Annotated in this window: 15 protein-coding genes; 7 read left to right on the top strand and 8 right to left on the bottom strand. The window is 71.5% G+C overall.

The features are described 5' to 3' along the window. Window positions 1–214 precede the first annotated feature (214 nt). Window positions 215–2,212: a glycoside hydrolase family 31 protein gene (locus WBN91_RS11970; RefSeq protein ID WP_337724036.1), complete on the bottom strand. Its 1,998-nt coding sequence runs from the start codon at window positions 2,210–2,212 to the stop codon at window positions 215–217. A 149-nt stretch (window positions 2,213–2,361) separates the two neighbouring features. Between WBN91_RS11970 and WBN91_RS11965 the strand changes: the two genes are divergently transcribed. After that, window positions 2,362–3,312, top strand: coding sequence for a cyclase family protein (locus WBN91_RS11965; protein ID WP_337724037.1), 951 nt, complete (start codon window positions 2,362–2,364; stop codon window positions 3,310–3,312). Between the two features lie 4 nt (window positions 3,313–3,316). Here the strand turns inward: WBN91_RS11965 and WBN91_RS11960 are convergent, their stop codons facing one another. Together WBN91_RS11960 and WBN91_RS11955 are read right to left on the bottom strand one after the other, a co-directional pair. Beyond that, a complete protein-coding gene (locus WBN91_RS11960) occupies window positions 3,317–3,946 on the bottom strand; it encodes a TetR/AcrR family transcriptional regulator (protein ID WP_337724038.1) in 630 nt (209 codons plus the stop codon). A 46-nt stretch (window positions 3,947–3,992) separates the two neighbouring features. After that, window positions 3,993–4,595, bottom strand: coding sequence for a hypothetical protein (locus WBN91_RS11955; protein ID WP_337724039.1), 603 nt, complete (start codon window positions 4,593–4,595; stop codon window positions 3,993–3,995). Here WBN91_RS11955 and WBN91_RS11950 point away from each other — a divergent pair. From WBN91_RS11950 to WBN91_RS11935, 4 genes are all read left to right on the top strand, one after another. After that, window positions 4,588–4,953 (top strand): hypothetical protein, encoded by a 366-nt coding sequence (locus WBN91_RS11950; protein ID WP_337724040.1) that lies wholly within the window; start codon window positions 4,588–4,590, stop codon window positions 4,951–4,953. The genes WBN91_RS11955 and WBN91_RS11950 overlap by 8 nt on opposite strands. 34 nt (window positions 4,954–4,987) lie before the next feature. Next, a complete protein-coding gene (locus tag WBN91_RS11945; protein WP_337724041.1) occupies window positions 4,988–5,470 on the top strand; it encodes a DUF1772 domain-containing protein in 483 nt (160 codons plus the stop codon). 92 nt (window positions 5,471–5,562) lie between these two features. Beyond that, window positions 5,563–6,537 (top strand): ATP-grasp domain-containing protein, encoded by a 975-nt coding sequence (locus WBN91_RS11940; RefSeq protein ID WP_337724042.1) that lies wholly within the window; start codon window positions 5,563–5,565, stop codon window positions 6,535–6,537. A gap of 143 nt (window positions 6,538–6,680) precedes the next feature. Next, on the top strand, window positions 6,681–8,120 hold the full coding sequence (locus tag WBN91_RS11935) for a PhoX family protein (RefSeq protein ID WP_337724043.1): 1,440 nt from the start codon (window positions 6,681–6,683) through the stop codon (window positions 8,118–8,120). 116 nt (window positions 8,121–8,236) lie between these two features. Here WBN91_RS11935 and WBN91_RS11930 read toward each other — a convergent pair whose 3' ends face one another. Continuing rightward, complete coding sequence (locus WBN91_RS11930) at window positions 8,237–8,686, bottom strand: Lrp/AsnC family transcriptional regulator (protein ID WP_337724044.1); 450 nt, start codon at window positions 8,684–8,686, stop codon at window positions 8,237–8,239. Between the two features lie 76 nt (window positions 8,687–8,762). Between WBN91_RS11930 and WBN91_RS11925 the strand changes: the two genes are divergently transcribed. Further along, window positions 8,763–9,668, top strand: a complete 906-nt coding sequence (locus WBN91_RS11925) for an SMP-30/gluconolactonase/LRE family protein (RefSeq protein ID WP_337724045.1) — start codon at window positions 8,763–8,765, stop codon at window positions 9,666–9,668. 22 nt (window positions 9,669–9,690) lie between these two features. Here the strand turns inward: WBN91_RS11925 and WBN91_RS11920 are convergent, their stop codons facing one another. Continuing rightward, window positions 9,691–10,125 (bottom strand): hypothetical protein, encoded by a 435-nt coding sequence (locus tag WBN91_RS11920; RefSeq protein ID WP_337724046.1) that lies wholly within the window; start codon window positions 10,123–10,125, stop codon window positions 9,691–9,693. A 67-nt stretch (window positions 10,126–10,192) separates the two neighbouring features. Here WBN91_RS11920 and WBN91_RS11915 point away from each other — a divergent pair, with 67 nt between their 5' ends. After that, the gene (locus WBN91_RS11915) at window positions 10,193–12,910 is read left to right on the top strand and encodes an AfsR/SARP family transcriptional regulator (protein WP_337724047.1); all 2,718 of its coding nucleotides are present in this window, start codon (window positions 10,193–10,195) and stop codon (window positions 12,908–12,910) included. Window positions 12,911–13,054: 144 nt separating this feature from the next. On the opposite strand, the gene WBN91_RS11910 is transcribed toward WBN91_RS11915, so the two are convergent. The 3 genes from WBN91_RS11910 to WBN91_RS11900 are packed head-to-tail and all read right to left on the bottom strand — an operon-like array spanning window position 13,055 to window position 15,941. After that, on the bottom strand, window positions 13,055–13,870 hold the full coding sequence (locus WBN91_RS11910) for a carbohydrate ABC transporter permease (RefSeq protein WP_337724048.1): 816 nt from the start codon (window positions 13,868–13,870) through the stop codon (window positions 13,055–13,057). Then, window positions 13,870–14,754 (bottom strand): carbohydrate ABC transporter permease, encoded by an 885-nt coding sequence (locus WBN91_RS11905; protein ID WP_337724049.1) that lies wholly within the window; start codon window positions 14,752–14,754, stop codon window positions 13,870–13,872. Before WBN91_RS11905 ends, WBN91_RS11910 begins: the two co-directional genes overlap by 1 nt. After that, entirely contained in the window at window positions 14,751–15,941 is a 1,191-nt protein-coding gene (locus WBN91_RS11900) for an ABC transporter substrate-binding protein (RefSeq protein WP_337724050.1), read from the bottom strand. The genes WBN91_RS11905 and WBN91_RS11900 overlap by 4 nt, the downstream gene beginning before the upstream one ends. Between the last annotated feature and the right edge of the window lie 308 nt (window positions 15,942–16,249).

Here is a 16,249-nt window from a genome sequence, read left to right as displayed (position 1 = left end):
CGACGAATGCGACCGGATCGGGTCCGGTCGGGGTTGGCGCTTCACATGACAGCCGTGTCCAGGCGACACCGTCAAGTAACGAACCGGTAACCCACCACTTCAGGGGTGTTGGCGTTTGCGCAGGTAGAGGCACATCGGACCAGGTCAGCGGCGACTCATTGCGCGATGTAAGCGGTTACAAAGAAAAGGGTTCCATTTGCCGTCCGCAAATCAATCACGCGGTGAACGCTTCGGCGACCGCAGCGCCTTCCCGAACGAAGACGGGGATCCGCGCGAGCGGCGCGGACGCCTCGACCGCCGTGCCGCCGTCGTGGACCGCACCGGTTTCCGCATCGCGCCACCGGGTGCCCGCCGGCAGGTACACCGACCGGGAACGCGCGCCGGCCTCGGTGACCGGGGCGACCAGCACGTCCGGCCCGAGCAGGAACTGGTCGTCCACGGTCCAGGCCCGCTCGTCGCCGGGGAAGTCGAAGAACAGCGGGCGCATCGGCGGGGCGCCGGTGCGGTGGGCGGCCTCGGACAGCTCGGCCAGGTACGGGCGCAGGCGTTCACGCAGCCGCAGGTGGGCGACCAGGATCTCGTAGGCCTCCTCGCCGTAGGACCACACCTCGTTGGCCCCGCCGCTCATCGAGGTGCTGAAGGGCTGGTTCGGCGCGCGGTCGCCGTGCAGCCGCATGATCGGGCTGAACGTGCCGTACTGGAACCAGCGGACCAGGACCTCCCGGTAGGCCGGGTCGTCCGGGTCGCCGCCCTGGAAGCCGCCGATGTCGGTGTTCCACCACGGGATGCCGCTCAGCGCCACGTTCAGGCCGGCCCGGACCTGCTTGGTCAGCGAGGCGAAGGTGGTGGGGATGTCGCCGGACCACAGCGCGGCGCCGTGGCGCTGGCTGCCCGCCCAGGCGCTGCGGATCAGCGTCAGCGGGCGGTCCTCGCCGACCGACCGCAGACCGTCGGCCACGCCCTTGGCGTGCAGCACCGGGTAGAGGTTGGCCACCTGCGCGCCCGGTCCGGCGGCGTAGACCGCGCGGGCGGCCAGGTGCGGCGGCACGTCCGGTTCGCAGGCGTCGAACCAGAACAGGCTGATCCCGTGCGCGTGGTAGTGCTCGTTCAGCTGCTCCCACAGGAACCGGCGCGCGGCGGGGTGGGTGGCGTCGTAGTGGGCCATCGGCTGGTAGGCCGGTCCGGGCTCGCGGGACGGCAGGTGCGCGGTGAGCAGTCCGCCGTGGGCGTCGCCGACCAGCCACCCGTTCGTGCGCAACGCGTCGTGGTTGTCGCTGCTCGGCTCCACGGTCGGCCACACCGAGACGGCGAGCTGCACGCCCATTTCCGACAGCTCGGCCACCATCCCCGCCGGGTCGGGCCACTCGTCGGGCTCGAAACGCCAGTCGCCCATGTGGGGCCAGTGGAAGAAGTCGCAGACGATGACCGACAGCGGCAGGTCGCGCCGGGCGTACTCGCGGGCGACGGCGAGCAACTCCTCCTGGTCGCGGTAGCGCAGCTTCGACTGCCAGAACCCGCTGGCCCACTCGGGCAGCAACGGCGGGTGTCCGGTGGCGTCGGCGTAGCCGGCCATGATGTCGGCCGGGGTGTCGCCCGCGATGATCCAGTAGTCGAGCTGGGTGGTGGAGTCGGCGATCCAGCGGGTGGTGTCGGCGCCCAGCTCCACGCGGCCCAACGCCGGGTTGTGCCACAACAGGCCGTAGCCGCGCGAGGAGTGCAGGAACGGGATCGGGGCGGTGGTGTTCGCCTGGACGAGGTCGACGACCACGCCCTTCTGGTCCAGCTGCCCGTTGGGGTTCTGCCCGAGTCCGAAGATCCGCTCGTCGTCGTAGGCGGCGAAGTGCTGCCGGAGCTGGTAGCCGCCGTCGGCGCGCGGCGAGAAGACCCGCGGTCCGCTGTAGCCGATGTACGGCTGCGTCTCGGCGAGCAGTTCACGACCGGTCACGGCGTGCCGGAACCGGATCCAGCCGCCCGGGTCCACCTCGACGGCGATCTTGCCGTTGACCAGCCGGGCCGAGCCGTCCTCCGAGACGACCTGCTCGACCTCCGGCGACAGCGGGGCGACCGGGTCGAGGACGCCGGGCAGGTCGGTGTCGATCGCGTGCACGGCGGCGCGGACGCGCACCGCATCCGGTCCCCACGGCTCGATCCACAGGACCTCGTGCGGCGTGCGCAGCTCCAAGCCACCGGTGTCACGAACGAAAGCGGGCATCGCGTCTCCCCGAGCGGTGTATCGAAGCGCTTCGACTGGAGGGAGGCTAGTTGACCAACCCTGAGGCGTTCAAGGGGCTGCCGAGGCGAACAAGCGCTTGACCGGATGATGTCGCACGGCCCGCGTGTGCGGTGCCCTAACCTGCTGGGGTGACCACAGGGCTGCCCACGCAGGACGACGTGCTCGGGTACTTCGACACGCTGTCGAACTGGGGTCGGTGGGGCGACGACGACCAGCTCGGCACCTTGAACCACATCACCGACGACGTCCGGCTGGCGGCGGCACGGGCCGTGCGCCACGGCAGGAGCGTGTCGTGCGCGTGGGAGATCGCCGTGCCGGCGGAGATGGAGCGGTCGACGACGACGTGCCCGTGCGCCGCCGACATGCCCGGCGCCGAGAACATGCCGCTGCCCGGCTTCCGCAACGACCGGCGGTGGGGCTTCTCCACCGAGCGGCTCGGCCTCACCTTCCACGGCAACACCGTCACCCACGTCGACTCGCCGTGCCACATCTTCTGGGACGGCAGGATGTACAACGGCCGTTCGCACTCGCTAGTCGACACCGCGACGGGATCGACGTGGGCGGCCGTCACGGCGGCGGCGAACGGGATCGTCACGCGTGGCGTCCTGCTGGACATCGCGAAGGTCCGCGACGTGCCGTGGTTGGAGCCGGGGCAGGGCGTGTTCCCCGAGGACCTGGAGGAGGCCGAACGCCGCCAGGGGGTTCGGGTCCAGCGCGGCGACGCGGTGCTCCTGCGGACCGGCCACGGCCGCGTCCGACACGAGGGCGGTGCCACCGGCGGTGCCACGCAGGCCGGGTGGCACGCGTCCTGCCTGCCGTGGCTGCGGGACCGGGAGGTCGCGCTGATCGGCGCCGACACCCCTCAGGACGTCCAGCCCTCGGGGTACGACGACGTGCTGATGCCGGTGCACGCCGTGGGCCTGGTCGCGATGGGCCTGTGGCTGCTCGACAACTGCGACCTGGAGACGTGCGCGGCGACAGCCGCCGAACTGCGCCAGTGGGACTTCCAGCTCGCGGTCGCGCCGGTCCGCCTCGCCGGCACGTCCGGCAGCCCGGTCAACCCGATCGCCACGTTCTAAAGGATCAGACCCCCGCGACGAGGTCGCTGATCGCGGCCGGGTCGACGCCGCACAGCCGCAGGGCGCTCCTGGCGAGCGCGTCGGCGGCGTCCGCCGGTGACAGCCGGCCCGCGTGCACGGCTTCACCGGCGGCGTGCCCGAGGGCGATGATCGCGCCCGCGAGCCACCCGGCGGGAACGTCGTCCGCGAACTCCCCCGACCGCCGGCCGCGGGCGAGCACCCGGTCGAGGTGGTCGGCCACGGGTCGGTGCCGGGCGTGGTCGTCGTCGGCGGTGGTGGCAGCCCGGACGGTGGCGGCCCCCAACAGCAACGGGTAGCGCTGCGCGGTGCGCCCGCTCACGTCGAGGAGGCGGAGCAGCGCCCCGGCCGCGGAGCCCTCGTCGAGGCGCGCGCCCTCCATCTCGGCGACCGCCTCGCCGGTGATCGCGTCGAGCACCGCGCCGACGAGGTCCTCCCGGGTCTTGAAGTGGGCGTAGACGGTCTGCCGGCTCACCCCCGCCGCCGCCGCGACGTCCTCGACGCTCGCCGTGGGTTGGGCGCCCAGGACTTCCTTCGCGGCCGACAGGATCGCGCCGGCGCTGCGGTCGGCGTCGGAGCGCCGTCGCCGGCGACGAGGAGGCGTTATCTCTGACACCTTGTCAAGTCTAGCAGGGATCGTTAAGTTTGACGGCGTGTCAGAGTTAACAGCGCCAGTCGGCGTCCTCGCGTTGACCGGCGTCACCGTCGTCGACGCCACCGGCGACCCGCCCCGGCGCGACGCGACCGTCCTGGTCGACCGGGACCGCATCGTCGCGATCGGACCCCGGGACGCGGTGCCCGTGCCGGCCGGGGCGGAAGTCCTGGCGCTGGACGGGAAGTTCGTGATCCCCGGGTTGTGGGACGCCCACGTCCACAGCCTCCCCGACGAGCGGATCTCCCCACCGCTGTACCTGGTCAACGGGGTCACGTCGGTGCGCGAGATGTCCGGTTCCCCGCTGCTGCGCGGGTGGCGGGACCGGGTCGACCGCGGCGAGCTGCTCGGGCCGCGATCGGTCGTCGCCGGCCGGATCGTCGACGGGGCCCCGACCCTCGGCGACCCCGCGACCTTCGTCGAGGTCGCCACCGAGGCGCAGGCCCGGGACGCGGTCCGGGAAGCCAAGCGCGAGAGGGCCGACTTCGTGAAGGTCTACTCGCGGCTGCCCGCGGACCTGCACGGCGTGATCGCCGACGAAGCCCGCCGGCAGCGGATCCCGTTCGCCGGGCACTGCCCCGACGCCGTCCCGCTCACGACGGATCGTGCCCACCCTCGTCGTCTACCGGGTGCTGGACCGGCCCGACGAGGTGGTGCTGGACGACGACCGCCTGAAGTACGTGCCCGCGGCGGTGGTCGAGAGCTGGCGGTGGGCGCTGGAGAACGTCGTCAAGGCCGACTGGACACCGGAGGAAACCGCCCAACGGCACGCCTTGCTCGACCACCGCTTGGCGTTCGTGGGCGAACTGGCCCGCGCCGGCGTGCCGGTCGTGGCCGGGACCGACGCGGGCGACCTCCCGTTCGTCGTCCCGGGTTTCAGCCTGCACGACGAACTCGCCGCGCTCGTGCGCGCCGGGCTCCGCATGCTCGCCGACCTCGCCACCGCGGCGGCCGAACCCGCCACACCCTGAACCTGGCTGACCCGCCCCACACAAGGAGATCCCCATGCCGGTCCGGTTCGTCACCGGTCTCGCCCTGCTGTCCACCGGCCTGCTCGCCGGCGCCTTCGGCTACGGCGCGGTCAACGTGGCCACGACGTTCAACGTGGTGCCCCTCGACGTGCGCCTGACCTTCCACTCGGCGCTCATGCAGATGAACGGCCCCGTCATGCAGACCACGATGGCGCTGGCCGCGCTGAGTTCGCTGACCCTCGCCGTCCTCACCCGGGGCACCCGCAGGCGCTTGGCGGGCACGGCCGGCGCCTTGGCCGTGGCCTCGTTCCTGATCACTCGCCTGGGCAACGTGCCGATCAACGGCCGGATCAAGGTGTGGGCGGTCTCCACGCCACCGGCCGACTACGCCGCCCAACTCCAGCGGTGGGAGATGTTCAACGTCGCACGCACCGTGACCGCCTTCATCGCCTTCCTGCTGATCATCATCGCCACCCGAACCTTGCAGTCCGCCCGCGAGCAGGCAATGGTGCGGTAGCCACACTTTCAGGTGCACTTGGGCGTCCGGACGTCCCGCGCCCGGCTCTCCCCACCGCCGTCTCGGTACCGTCCCCTCGGAGGCAGGTGACGATGCCGGCAGTGGGGACGTTCCTCCCCGCCACGGGGACAGGCGGGGGTGTCATCGCGCCCGACGAGCACTCGAAGCTCCTGCGGCTGCTGGAGGAGACACCTGGGTGGGACGTCGTCCACGGGCTGGACTTCCGCGACACCCACATCCGTCGAGGCCGGGTCTACCGCGAGGACGTCTGCCTGAGCGACCTGGACGTCTACCTGTGGCACGTCGACTTCGCGCGCAAACCCGGCAGCTACGACCTGGACGCGTTGCTCACGCTCACACGCGACACGGTCGTCATCCCCGATCCCGAACAGATCGCCCTCGCGTTCGACAAGCACTGGGCCTACCTGACCTTGGACCGCGCGGGCGTGGCCGTGCCCGACAGCATCCTGGTCAGCGCCCGCAACATCGACGCCGCCGAGCACGTGCTCGCCGAGTGGGGATGTGCGGTGCTCAAGCCGCGGCGGGGGTGTTTCGGTTGGGGTGTCACGTTTATCGACAGCTTCACGACCTTGCGCGACATCGTCGGCTACATCGACTCGGAGACGACCGAGACGCGGGTGCGCGGGGTGTCGCAGGCGGGGTCCGGGCGCAGTTTCCTGCTGGAACGCTTCTACCCCAACAGCCCGCACGACTGGCTGGGCGTGACGTTCGTCGGTGACGAGGTCGCCTACGGCTTCCGCAAGGACGCCGACCGCCACGCCCGGTGGAACGACACGGCGTGGAAGGTCTACGACGCCGGACGCGGCGGCGGCAGCGTGCAGTACCACGACGTGCCCCCGTCCCACCTCACCCTCCTCCACACCGCCCGCCGCGCCTTCGACCTGCCGCTGATCGGTTTCGACGTCATCTGCCACGAGGGCCGCCCGATGATCGTCGACGTCAACACCGGCCCCGCCCTCTACCAGGAACTGTTCGCCGCCGCCGGCAAGACGATGTCCCGCGAACTCCACCGCGCCTACACCACCGCCGTCCGCCTCCGGGGGTAGGTACTTGTTTCTGTTGGACGCTCGCGAAGTTTTCGGCCCCGGAACTGCGCGAGCGTCCAACACGGGTTTCAGGTCGCCCGACCCGCGCCGACCGGGAGGTGCCTCCGGTTGCGGGGTCTCGGGGGTGGGCGGACGATGCGGCGATGGATCGTCGGACCGTTTTGCGTGGCGCGGTGGCCGGGGCGTTGTTGGGTGGGCCGTTCGCCGGGTTCCTGAACCGGGCCGCCGCCGAGCCCGGCCGGGCCAACGTCCTGGGACCCGTGGCCGACCTGCGGGACGGGACGGTGCGGCTGTGGTTGCCCGAGGGGTTCCAGTACCGGTCGTTCCACGACACGGAGTTCCCGGTCGTGCTGGACGACAAGACCGTCCTGCCCGGACGCCACGACGGCATGGGGGCCTTCCGCGCCGGGAACGGCAACTACCTGCTCGTGCGCAACCACGAGCTCAACGGACCGGGCAAGGCGTTCGGCGACCCGGGGAAGGCCTACGACACCGCCGCGCAGGCCGGCTGCACCACCGTCGAGGTGAGCCGGTACGGCGAAGTCCGGCGCGCCCGCACCAGCCTCAACGGCACCATGATGAACTGCTCGGGCGGCCAGATGCCTTGGGGTTCCTGGATCTCCTGCGAGGAGACGGTCAACGGCCCGGACGTCGGCCCGGACTTCACCGGCGCGTCCAACGTGGCCCTGACCCAGCGGCACGGGTTCGTCTTCGAGGTGCCCGCGGACCGGGAGTCCGACCGGGAGCCGATCACGGCGGCGGGCCGGTTCGCGCACGAGTCGGTGGCCTTCGACCCGAGGGGCGGCCACCTGTACCTGACCGAGGACAACTTCGGCTTCGCCTCGGGCTTCTACCGCTACCGGCCGCGCCACCACCCCATGACCAGCGGCCGGCTGGACAACGACGGCCGGTTGCAGATGCTGAAGGTCAAGGGCGTCCCCAACGCCCACCTGGAGGCCGCGCAGCCGGCGGGCACCAGCTACGAGACGGAGTGGGTCGACATCGAGGACCCCGCCCCGACCTTCCCGTACACGCCCGGCCAGCCCGCGCCCACCACCAACGACACGGCGCTCAACCACGTCGCCGCGCAGGGCCAGGCGCAGGGCGCGGCGCTGTTCTCCCGGCTGGAGGGTTCGGCCTACGACCGCGGGGTCGTGTACTTCACCTCGACGCAAGGTGGCGGCGCCGCCGAGACCGGCCCGGACACGGTCAACGGCTACGGCAACGGCACCGGCCAGATCTGGGGCTACGACACGGCTTCGGGCGTGCTGACCCTGCTCTACCAGTCCCCCGGCCCGGACGTGCTGGACTTCCCCGACAACGTCACCACCAGCAAGCGCGGCACCCTCGTGGTCTGCGAGGACGGCGTCAACGACAACTACCTGCGCGGCCTGACCCGCGACGGGCAACTGTTCGACATCGCCCTCAACCGCCTCGTGAGCAGCTCCGGCACGCCCCGGTTCAACGACGAGTTCGCCGGGTCCACCTTCAGCCCGGACGGGCACACCCTGTTCGTCAACATCCAGGCGTCGCGCGGGATGACGTTCGCGATCTGGGGGCCGTGGGGCCGGATCGGCGTGTGACGGCGTCGGGCGGACCGGGACGACACAGAACAACCCGAGCGGTGCCCGCGTGCGCACCGCCCCGCCCCGCACGTCCCCCGAGGTGATCCCGTGCGTGGCGCCCGCGCGGGACCACCTCAGGCCCACCCCGGGTCCGCCGACCGCTCGAAGCACGTCTCCAACACCACGATCGCGTTCGTACCGGACACCCCCGCGATCTCGTGCACCTCCCGCAGCACCCCCTGCAACTCCCGCGTGCCGGCCGTGCGCACCTTCAGCAGCAAGGACGCCTGCCCGGCCACGATGTGCGCCTCCTCCACCGCCGGCAACGCCCGCAGCGCGTCCGCCGTCGCGGGCGACCCGACCCACGCCGAGGAATCCACCAGCACGAACGCCAGCACGTCCAGCCCGAGGGCGACCGGGTCGATCTCGACCGTGGTCCGCCGGATCACCCCGCGCTCCCGCAGCTTGCGCACCCGCTCGTGCGCCGCCGCCGCCGACAGCCCCACCTGCGCCCCCAGCGCGGCGTAGGACAGGGTCGCGTCCTCCCGCAGCAGCGCGAGCACCGCACGGTCCGTGTCGTCCATCTCAACCCTCTCCGCCGGATGTCATCAAGCAGTATAGGCTTCACGCCAGACATCGTTCGGCGAAGAGGGGGAAGTTGTGGACGTCATCCCGACCAAGGTGGAGTCGTTCGACGAGCGGCTGCTGATCTTCGGTGACGACCTGCTGGAGCGCCTGCACACCGGCAACAAGTGGACCGAGGGTCCCGCCTACGTCCCCGCCGGCCGGTACCTGCTGTTCAGCGACATCCCCAACGACCGCGTCCTGCGCTGGGACGAGACCACCGGGCACGTCGGCGTGTTCCGCGCCCCGGCGAACTACGCCAACGGCCGCACGCTCGACGCCCAGGGCCGGGTGATCACGTGCGAGCAGGGCAACCGGCGGGTCGTGCGCACCGAGCACGACGGCTCGACCACCGTCCTCGCCGACCGCGTCGACGGCAAGAGGTTCAACAGCCCCAACGACGTCGTGGTCGCCGACGACGGCGGCGTCTGGTTCACCGACCCGCCCTACGGCATCCTCAGCGACTACGAGGGCGTCCGGGCCGAGTCGGAGATCGGGGCGTGCCACGTCTACCGGGTGGACCCGGCGACCGGGGACGTCCGGGTCGTCGCCGACGACTTCGAGCGCCCCAACGGGCTGGCCTTCTCCCCCGACGGCACCCGGCTCTACATCGTGGACACCCGGCGCAACCACATCCGGGCGTTCGACGTCGACGGCGCGGAGCTGCGCGGCGGCGACGAGGTGGCGCGGTGCACGGCCGGCCAGTTCGACGGCATCCGCCTCGACGAGCAGGGCCGGATCTGGGCGGCGGCCGGCGACGGCGTGCACTGCATCCACCCGGACGGCACCTTGCTCGGCAAGATCGGCGTGCCGGAGGTGGTGTCCAACGTGTGCTTCGGCGGTCCCAAGCGCAACCGGCTGTTCATCACCGCCACGACGTCGGTGTACTCGTTGCTGTTCAACGTCAACGGAGCCCGTCCGGTCTACGCACCCGCTCGATAGGTTGCCCTTCAGCGCCCGTTCGTCAGCGCCGGCGGGTCGAGGCGTTGCCGAGGTTGCCGATCATCGCGAGCACGAACCCGACGAAGAACAGCCCGAAGGCCAGCCCGATCTTCGACGGGTCCGGTCCGGCATCCCGGACCCGCTGCGGGCCGCTGGTGCCGAACGGACCGGGGTCGTCGAGGTTGTCCCCGAAGGTGCCCATCGCGGTGATCAGCTCCAGGAAGAACACGCCCAACCCGGCGACCGCGGTGAGCATGCCGATCCACACGCAGGCCTTCACCCACCCCGGCGCGTCCACGAGGTCCAGCCCCCGCCGTCGCCTGGACCGGTGGTGGAAGTGGGGGTCGTAGCCGTCGTCCTCCTCCTCGACGTCGTGGTCGTAGTCGTCGTAATCGTCGAAGTCGTCGAAGTCGTCGTCGGCCGAGGAGTCGTGACTGCTCGAAGAACTGTCGTCCACCTGCACTCAATAACACGCGGAACCCTCGCAAGGGGCGCATATCGCCAAACCTCTACAGTGGAGCGCGATGGTGGAGTTGACGCTGTTGGGCGAGGTCACCCTGCGAGTCGACGGGCGGGAGGTGGACCTCGGGCCGGCCCGGCAGCGGTGCGTGCTGGCGGCCCTGGCCGTGGACGCCGGGCACCTCGTGGCGACCGACGTGCTGGTCGGGCGGGTGTGGGGCGAGCGGGTGCCGCACCGGCAGCGGTCCACCCTGCACACCTACCTGTCCCGGCTGCGCCGGCTGGGCGCGGAGATCGTCCGGCGGCCCGGCGGGTACGTGCTGCTGGTCGACGAGCGGGCGGTGGACCTGCACCGGTTCCGGGCGTTGCGGGCCGGGTCGCCGACCGCGGCGGCGTTGACCGAGGCCCTCGCGCTGTGGCGGGGCGAGCCGCTGGCCGGGCTGGACGGCGAGTGGGTCGAGACCGTGCGCGACCGGTGGCGGCTGGAGCGGCTGGCCGCCCGGCTGGACCTGCTGGACGCCCGGCTCGCGGCCGGCGAGGGCGTGGCCCTGGTGGCGGAGCTGGCCGCGCTGGCGGCGGAGCACCCGTTGGACGAGCGGGTCGCCGGTCAGCACCTGCTCGCGCTGCACCGCGCCGGCCGGTCCGCCGACGCCCTCACCCACTACCTGGACCTGCGCGACCGGATGGTCGACGAACTCGGCACCGAACCCGGTCCCGCACTGCGTGAGCTGCACAAACGCATCCTCGACGCCGACCCGACCCTCACCGCGCCGACCCTGGCCGCCCCGGCGCGCGGCGCCACGGCCGTCCCCCGCCAGCTGCCCGCCGCGCCACGCCACTTCACCGGCCGCGACGCCGAGCTGGCCGCCCTGACCGCCACCCTGGACGCCGCCGAACCCGGCAGCACGACGGTGATCAGCGCGATCGCGGGCAGCGGCGGCATCGGCAAGACGTGGCTCGCCCTGCACTGGGCGCACCGCAACGCCGACCGGTTCCCCGACGGGCAGCTGTTCGTGGACCTGCGCGGCTTCAGCCCCGACGGCGAGCCGATGCACCCCGGTGTCGCCCTGCGCGGGTTCCTCCAGGCCCTCGGGGTGGAGGCCGGGCGGGTCCCGGTCGACCCGCACGCCCAGGCCGCCCTGTTCCGCAGCCTGGTGACCGACCGGCGGATGCTGGTGGTCGCCGACAACGCCCGCGACGCCGACCAAGTCGTGCCGCTGCTGCCCGGCGGCGGGTCGTGCACGGTGCTGGTGACCAGCCGCAGCCACCTGCGCGGCCTGGTCACCGGGCACGGGGCGCACCACCTGGCGCTGGACGTGCTCAGCGACGCCGACGCCCGCGCCCTGCTCACCTCCCGCCTGGGCGCGGACCGGGTCGACGACCCGGCCACCGCCGAGCTGGTCCGGCTGTGCGGCGGGTTCCCGCTGGCGCTGGGCATCGTCGCGAGCCACGCCCAGACCCACCCCGGGCTGGCCCTGGCCGACCTGGCCGCCGAGCTGCGCGGTCTGGGGCTGGGCGCGCTGGACGACACCGACCCGACCGCAAGCCTGCCCGCCGTGCTGTCGTGGTCGCTCGACGCGCTGCCGCCCGACCGGGCGCGGGCGTTCGCCCTGCTGGGCACAGCTCCCGGCGCGGACACCGGGCTGCCCGCGGCGGCGAGCCTGCTCGGGCTGCCCGCGCCGGACGCGGAGGCGGTGCTGTCCGACCTGGAGCAGGCGTCCCTGCTCACCCGGGACGCCGCCGGCCGCTACCGCCTGCACGACCTGGTCCGCCGCTTCGCCGCCGGCCTCGCCGAGGACCGCGAGCCCGGCCTGCGCCGGGTGGTGGACTTCTACACCCGCACCGCGATCGCCGCCGACCGGCTGGTCTACCCGCACCGGGCGTCCAACCCGTTCGGCGCGCCCGAGGTCCCGCCGTCGCTGCTGCCCGACGACGCGGCGGCCATGACGTGGTTCGACACCGAGCACGCGAACCTGCTCGCCGCCCAGCAGACCGCGATCGCCCACGGCTGGCACGAGTCGGTCTGGGCGCTGGCGTGGGCGGTGACGGCCTACCACCAGCTGCGCGGCCACCTCCAGGTCCGGCTCGACGTGTGGTACCCGGCGCTGGAGGCCGCCGCGCACCTGGACGACCCGCTGGCCGGCATCCTCGCGCACCGGTTCCTCGGCAGCGCGCTGGCCGACCTGCCCCGGCACGAGGACGCCGTCACCCACCTGCACCAGGCGCTGGAACTGGCCGCCCGGCACGACGTGCCCACCGAAATGGCCCACGTCCACCGCACCCTCGCCTGGACGTGGGCCCAGTCCGGCGACGAGCGCACGGCGTTGGAGCACGCCACCGAGGCCCTGCGCCTGCACCGGTCGCTCGACCAGCCGGTGTGGGAGGCCGACGCGCTCAACGACGTGGGCTGGCTGCACTCCCGCCTGGGCGACTACGCCACCGCCCGCGACCACTGCGAGGCGGCCCTGGAGCTGCACCGAAGCCACCGCAACCCCCGCGGCGTGGCCACGACTCTCGACAGCCTGGGCTACATCGAGCACCGCAGCGGCGACCACCGCCGATCCATCCAGCACTACCAGGAAGCCCTGGCACTGCGTCGAAACGTAGACGACACCTACGAGTGCGCGAACAACCTAGACGCCCTGGGCCACCCCCACTTGGCGCTCGGCGAGGTCGAGCAAGCGCGAACGGTGTGGCTGGAGGCCCTGGAGCTCTACCGCCGCCAGGAACGCGACCTGGACGCCTCCCGCGTCCGCCGCCAACTCGACGACCTCCCCCACTGACGACTTACCCCACTGGCGACCTACCCCACTACCCCACCGGCGACCCACCCCACTGGCGACCTCCGCCGCCCAGGATTGTCGTACCTCCGTGGGACAATGGAGACGGGGGCCGGAGGCCACGCCCGGCCTGCCGCGCGGACGCTGTCACTCGACGTGCTGCGTGACCGTGCCCCGCACGAAGTGCCGCTGCGCCACCAGGAACAACGCGATCATCGGCACGGTGGCCACGGTGCTCGCCGCCAGCACCAGCTCCCACTGCGCCTCACCGCCCTCGCCGAACCGGTCCAGCACGGTCTTCAGCCCGCGCGGCAGGGTGTAGAGGTCCGGGTCTCGCAGGTAGATCAGCGGCTTGATCAGGTCCGTCCACGCCGCCTTGAGCTCGAACACGAACACCACGATCAACCCCGGTCGGGCCAGCGGCACCGCCATGCTCGTGAACAGCCGCCACGCGCTCGCCCCGTCCACCCGGGCCGCGTCGAACACCTCGCGCGGCAGGGCCAGGAAGAACTGGCGCAGCAGGAAGATGTAGAACGCCGACCCGAACAGGTTCTGCGCCCACAACGGGATCTGGGTGGTCGCCAGCCCCAACGCGTGCCACTCCAAGTACACCGGCACCATCGTCACCGCGCCGGGCAGCATCATCGTCGCCAGCACCACCCCGAACAGCAGGTCACGCCCGCGGAACCGGAACATCGCGAACCCGAACGCCACGACCGCGCTCCCCGCCGTCGCCGCCAACGCCGCCGCGACCCCCACCGCGACGCTGTTGAAGATCCACGTCGGCAGCGGCACGGCGTGCCAGACCTCGACATAGTTGCCCGGGGAGAACGGCGTGGGCAGCAACGCGTTGTCGAACACGTGCGCCCGGTCCTTCAGCGAAGCACTGACCAGCCACCAGAACGGGTACCCGAACGCCAGCGCGACGACGAGCAACCCCGACCACACCGCGACCCGTTTCATCACCGCTCGCCCTCGTAGTGCACGTACCGCCGCGACAACCGCACCTGCACCGCCGTGACCAGCGCGATCACCACGAACAACCCCCACGCCAACGCCGAGGCGTACCCCATCCGCAGCGATTCGAAGGCCTCGCGGAACAGGTGGATCACGTAGAACAGCGCCGCGTCCCCCTCACCGGACTGCTGACCACGCGCACCGAAGAACATCGTGTACGCCTCGGTGAACACCTGAAGCGAGGCGATCGTGTTGACCACCACCGTGAAGTACACCGTCCCGCTGATACCCGGCAGCGTGATGTGCCAGAACTGCCGCCACGGGCTAGCCCCGTCCAGCCGCGCGGCTTCGTAGCGCTCCAGCGGCACACGGGTCAGCGCCGCCAGGTAGAGCACCGCCGTGCTGCCCACGGTCCACAGACTCATCACCACCAGGCCGGGCTTGATCCACACCGGGTCGGTCGTCCAGTTCGGCCCGGTGAACCCGAACCAGCCCAGAAACGCGTTGACCGCCCCGTTCTGCCCGTTGAGCAACAACAGGAACAACGCCGCCAGCGCCACCGGCGGCGTCATCACCGGCAGGTACACCACCGTCCGGAAGAACCCCGCCGCCCGTCCGGCGCGGCGCAGGAGCCCTGCGAGGGCCAGGGCGAGGACGACCTGGGCGGGTACGTGGAGGGCGGTGAAGAAGAGCGTGTTCCCCAGGGCGGTCGCGACCCGTTCGTCGGTCAGGGCTTCGCGGTAGTTGTCGAGGCCGATGTACTGGGGTGGTTTGAGCATGTCGTAGTGGTGAAGGGACAGCCACAGGCTGAACACCATCGGCCCGGCCGTGAAGGCCAGGAACCCGACGATCCACGGCAACAGGAACAGCCACCCAGCCCGGCCTTTCACCGCGACCCCACCCTGTGCAGCGCCTTCTCGGCTTCCCTCTGGGCCTGCGCCATCGCGTCCTCCGGACTCTGCCGCCCCGTCAGCACCCGGTTCACCCCGCCCTCCCACGCCCGAACCAGTTCACTGGCCGCAGGGCTGGGCGGGAGCGCGAACGCCTTGTCCTGCAAGGCGAGTAGCTGGGGAACACCGCGTTCCAGGATGCGGTTCCCCTTCGGGTCGAAGACGTCACGGAAGATCCTCTCGTCCGCCACCCGGTTCCCGGTGAACGTCCCGCCGTATGGTTTGCCCTTGGCCGCAAGCGCATCCCTCCGTGCCGTCGCCGCCGTCACCCAGGTGTCGGCAGCGGTCATCGTGACGAGGAACCGACACGCCAGGTCCGGGTGGCGCGCGCCTTTCGGGATCGCCCAGGCTTGGCCGGAGGACTCGGTCAGCGGCTCGCCTCGGCGGTCGGTGAAGGGCGCGATGGTCACGTCCGCGTCGGGCGAGTTGGTAGCGAGGGTGTTGAGGTACCACGCTTCCATCGGCATCGCGGCGACTTGTCCGGTCACGTAGGCGTTCTGGGCACCGAACTGGTCAAAGGTGTCACGCAACGCCTTGAACGCCGCCCAGCCGCCTTGTGCACGTACAAGATCGGTGGTGAAACGAACCGCCTCCACGACACGCGGGTCATCCAACCTGGTAGCGATGAGGTCCACGCCGTTCGCCTTGGCCCAGAGGGGCAGGAACTCCGGTACCTTGGGGTCGAAGGCGATGTGACGGGGGCGGGTGAGCTTGGCCGTGATGTCGGCGAGTGCGCTCCAGTCCGTTGTGGACAGTGCGTCGATGCCGGCGGCGCGCAGGACGGGGTTGTTCAGGATCAGGACGCGGACGGTGGCGAAGTCCGGCAGTCCGTAGACCTGGCCGTTGTGGGTGACCTGGCGCAACGCGGCTTCGCGGAACTCGGTGAGGTCGACGCCGTGCTCACGGACGCAATCGTCGAGGCTCACCACCGCTCCCCGTGCCGCGTAACTGCCGAGCTTGCGGCGCTCGGCGTAGACGAGGTCGGGAGGGTCTCCGGCAGCTACGGCGGAGAGGAACTGCTGCTCGTCGAAGGCACCTTCGTTGATCCGGACGTCTACGGTCGGGTTGGCCGATCGGAACACCGCGACCCTGGCGGTGGCGTGCTCGTCGGGTAACCCGAAACCCATCGTCACCAGGGTGTTGGGCGCATCGGCCGGCGTAGCTCCTAACCCACCACAGCCCGCGACCAAGGCCAGAACCGAGCCGATCAGTAACCAGCGCACGACCGCCTCCCCGGAGCCGCATCACCGACTCGGTTCCCGGCCAAACCCATGATCACTCGAAAACCGCCCAGACGGCCCAACAAGTCCTTCTCCGCGCGCAGCGCGGTTCGGCGGAGCCGGCGAGTGGGCAGTCCGCCGAGGAGGACACAGCGCAACTTGGGCTTCTTGCTTGTGTCATCCCCGTATGGCCTGCCCGAAGGGCTACCACAGAT

It is taken from the genome of Saccharothrix sp. CCNWYY140 (genome assembly GCF_037401995.1).
Lineage (GTDB): Bacteria > Actinomycetota > Actinomycetes > Mycobacteriales > Pseudonocardiaceae > Actinosynnema.
This window is presented reverse-complemented; position numbering and strand designations above follow the sequence as displayed.

What these genes read in the sequence shown, in the direction of transcription:
- WBN91_RS11940 (WP_337724042.1), top strand. Translation starts at nt 5,563, where the DNA reads ATGCCGGCAGTGGGGACGTTCCTCCCCGCCACGGGGACAGGCGGGGGT.
- WBN91_RS11970 (WP_337724036.1), bottom strand. Translation starts at nt 2,212, where the DNA reads ATGCCCGCTTTCGTTCGTGACACCGGTGGCTTGGAGCTGCGCACGCCG.
- WBN91_RS11910 (WP_337724048.1), bottom strand. Translation starts at nt 13,870, where the DNA reads ATGAAACGGGTCGCGGTGTGGTCGGGGTTGCTCGTCGTCGCGCTGGCG.
- WBN91_RS11915 (WP_337724047.1), top strand. Translation starts at nt 10,193, where the DNA reads ATGGTGGAGTTGACGCTGTTGGGCGAGGTCACCCTGCGAGTCGACGGG.
- WBN91_RS11935 (WP_337724043.1), top strand. Translation starts at nt 6,681, where the DNA reads ATGGATCGTCGGACCGTTTTGCGTGGCGCGGTGGCCGGGGCGTTGTTG.
- WBN91_RS11900 (WP_337724050.1), bottom strand. Translation starts at nt 15,941, where the DNA reads ATGGGTTTCGGGTTACCCGACGAGCACGCCACCGCCAGGGTCGCGGTG.
- WBN91_RS11930 (WP_337724044.1), bottom strand. Translation starts at nt 8,686, where the DNA reads ATGGACGACACGGACCGTGCGGTGCTCGCGCTGCTGCGGGAGGACGCG.
- WBN91_RS11945 (WP_337724041.1), top strand. Translation starts at nt 4,988, where the DNA reads ATGCCGGTCCGGTTCGTCACCGGTCTCGCCCTGCTGTCCACCGGCCTG.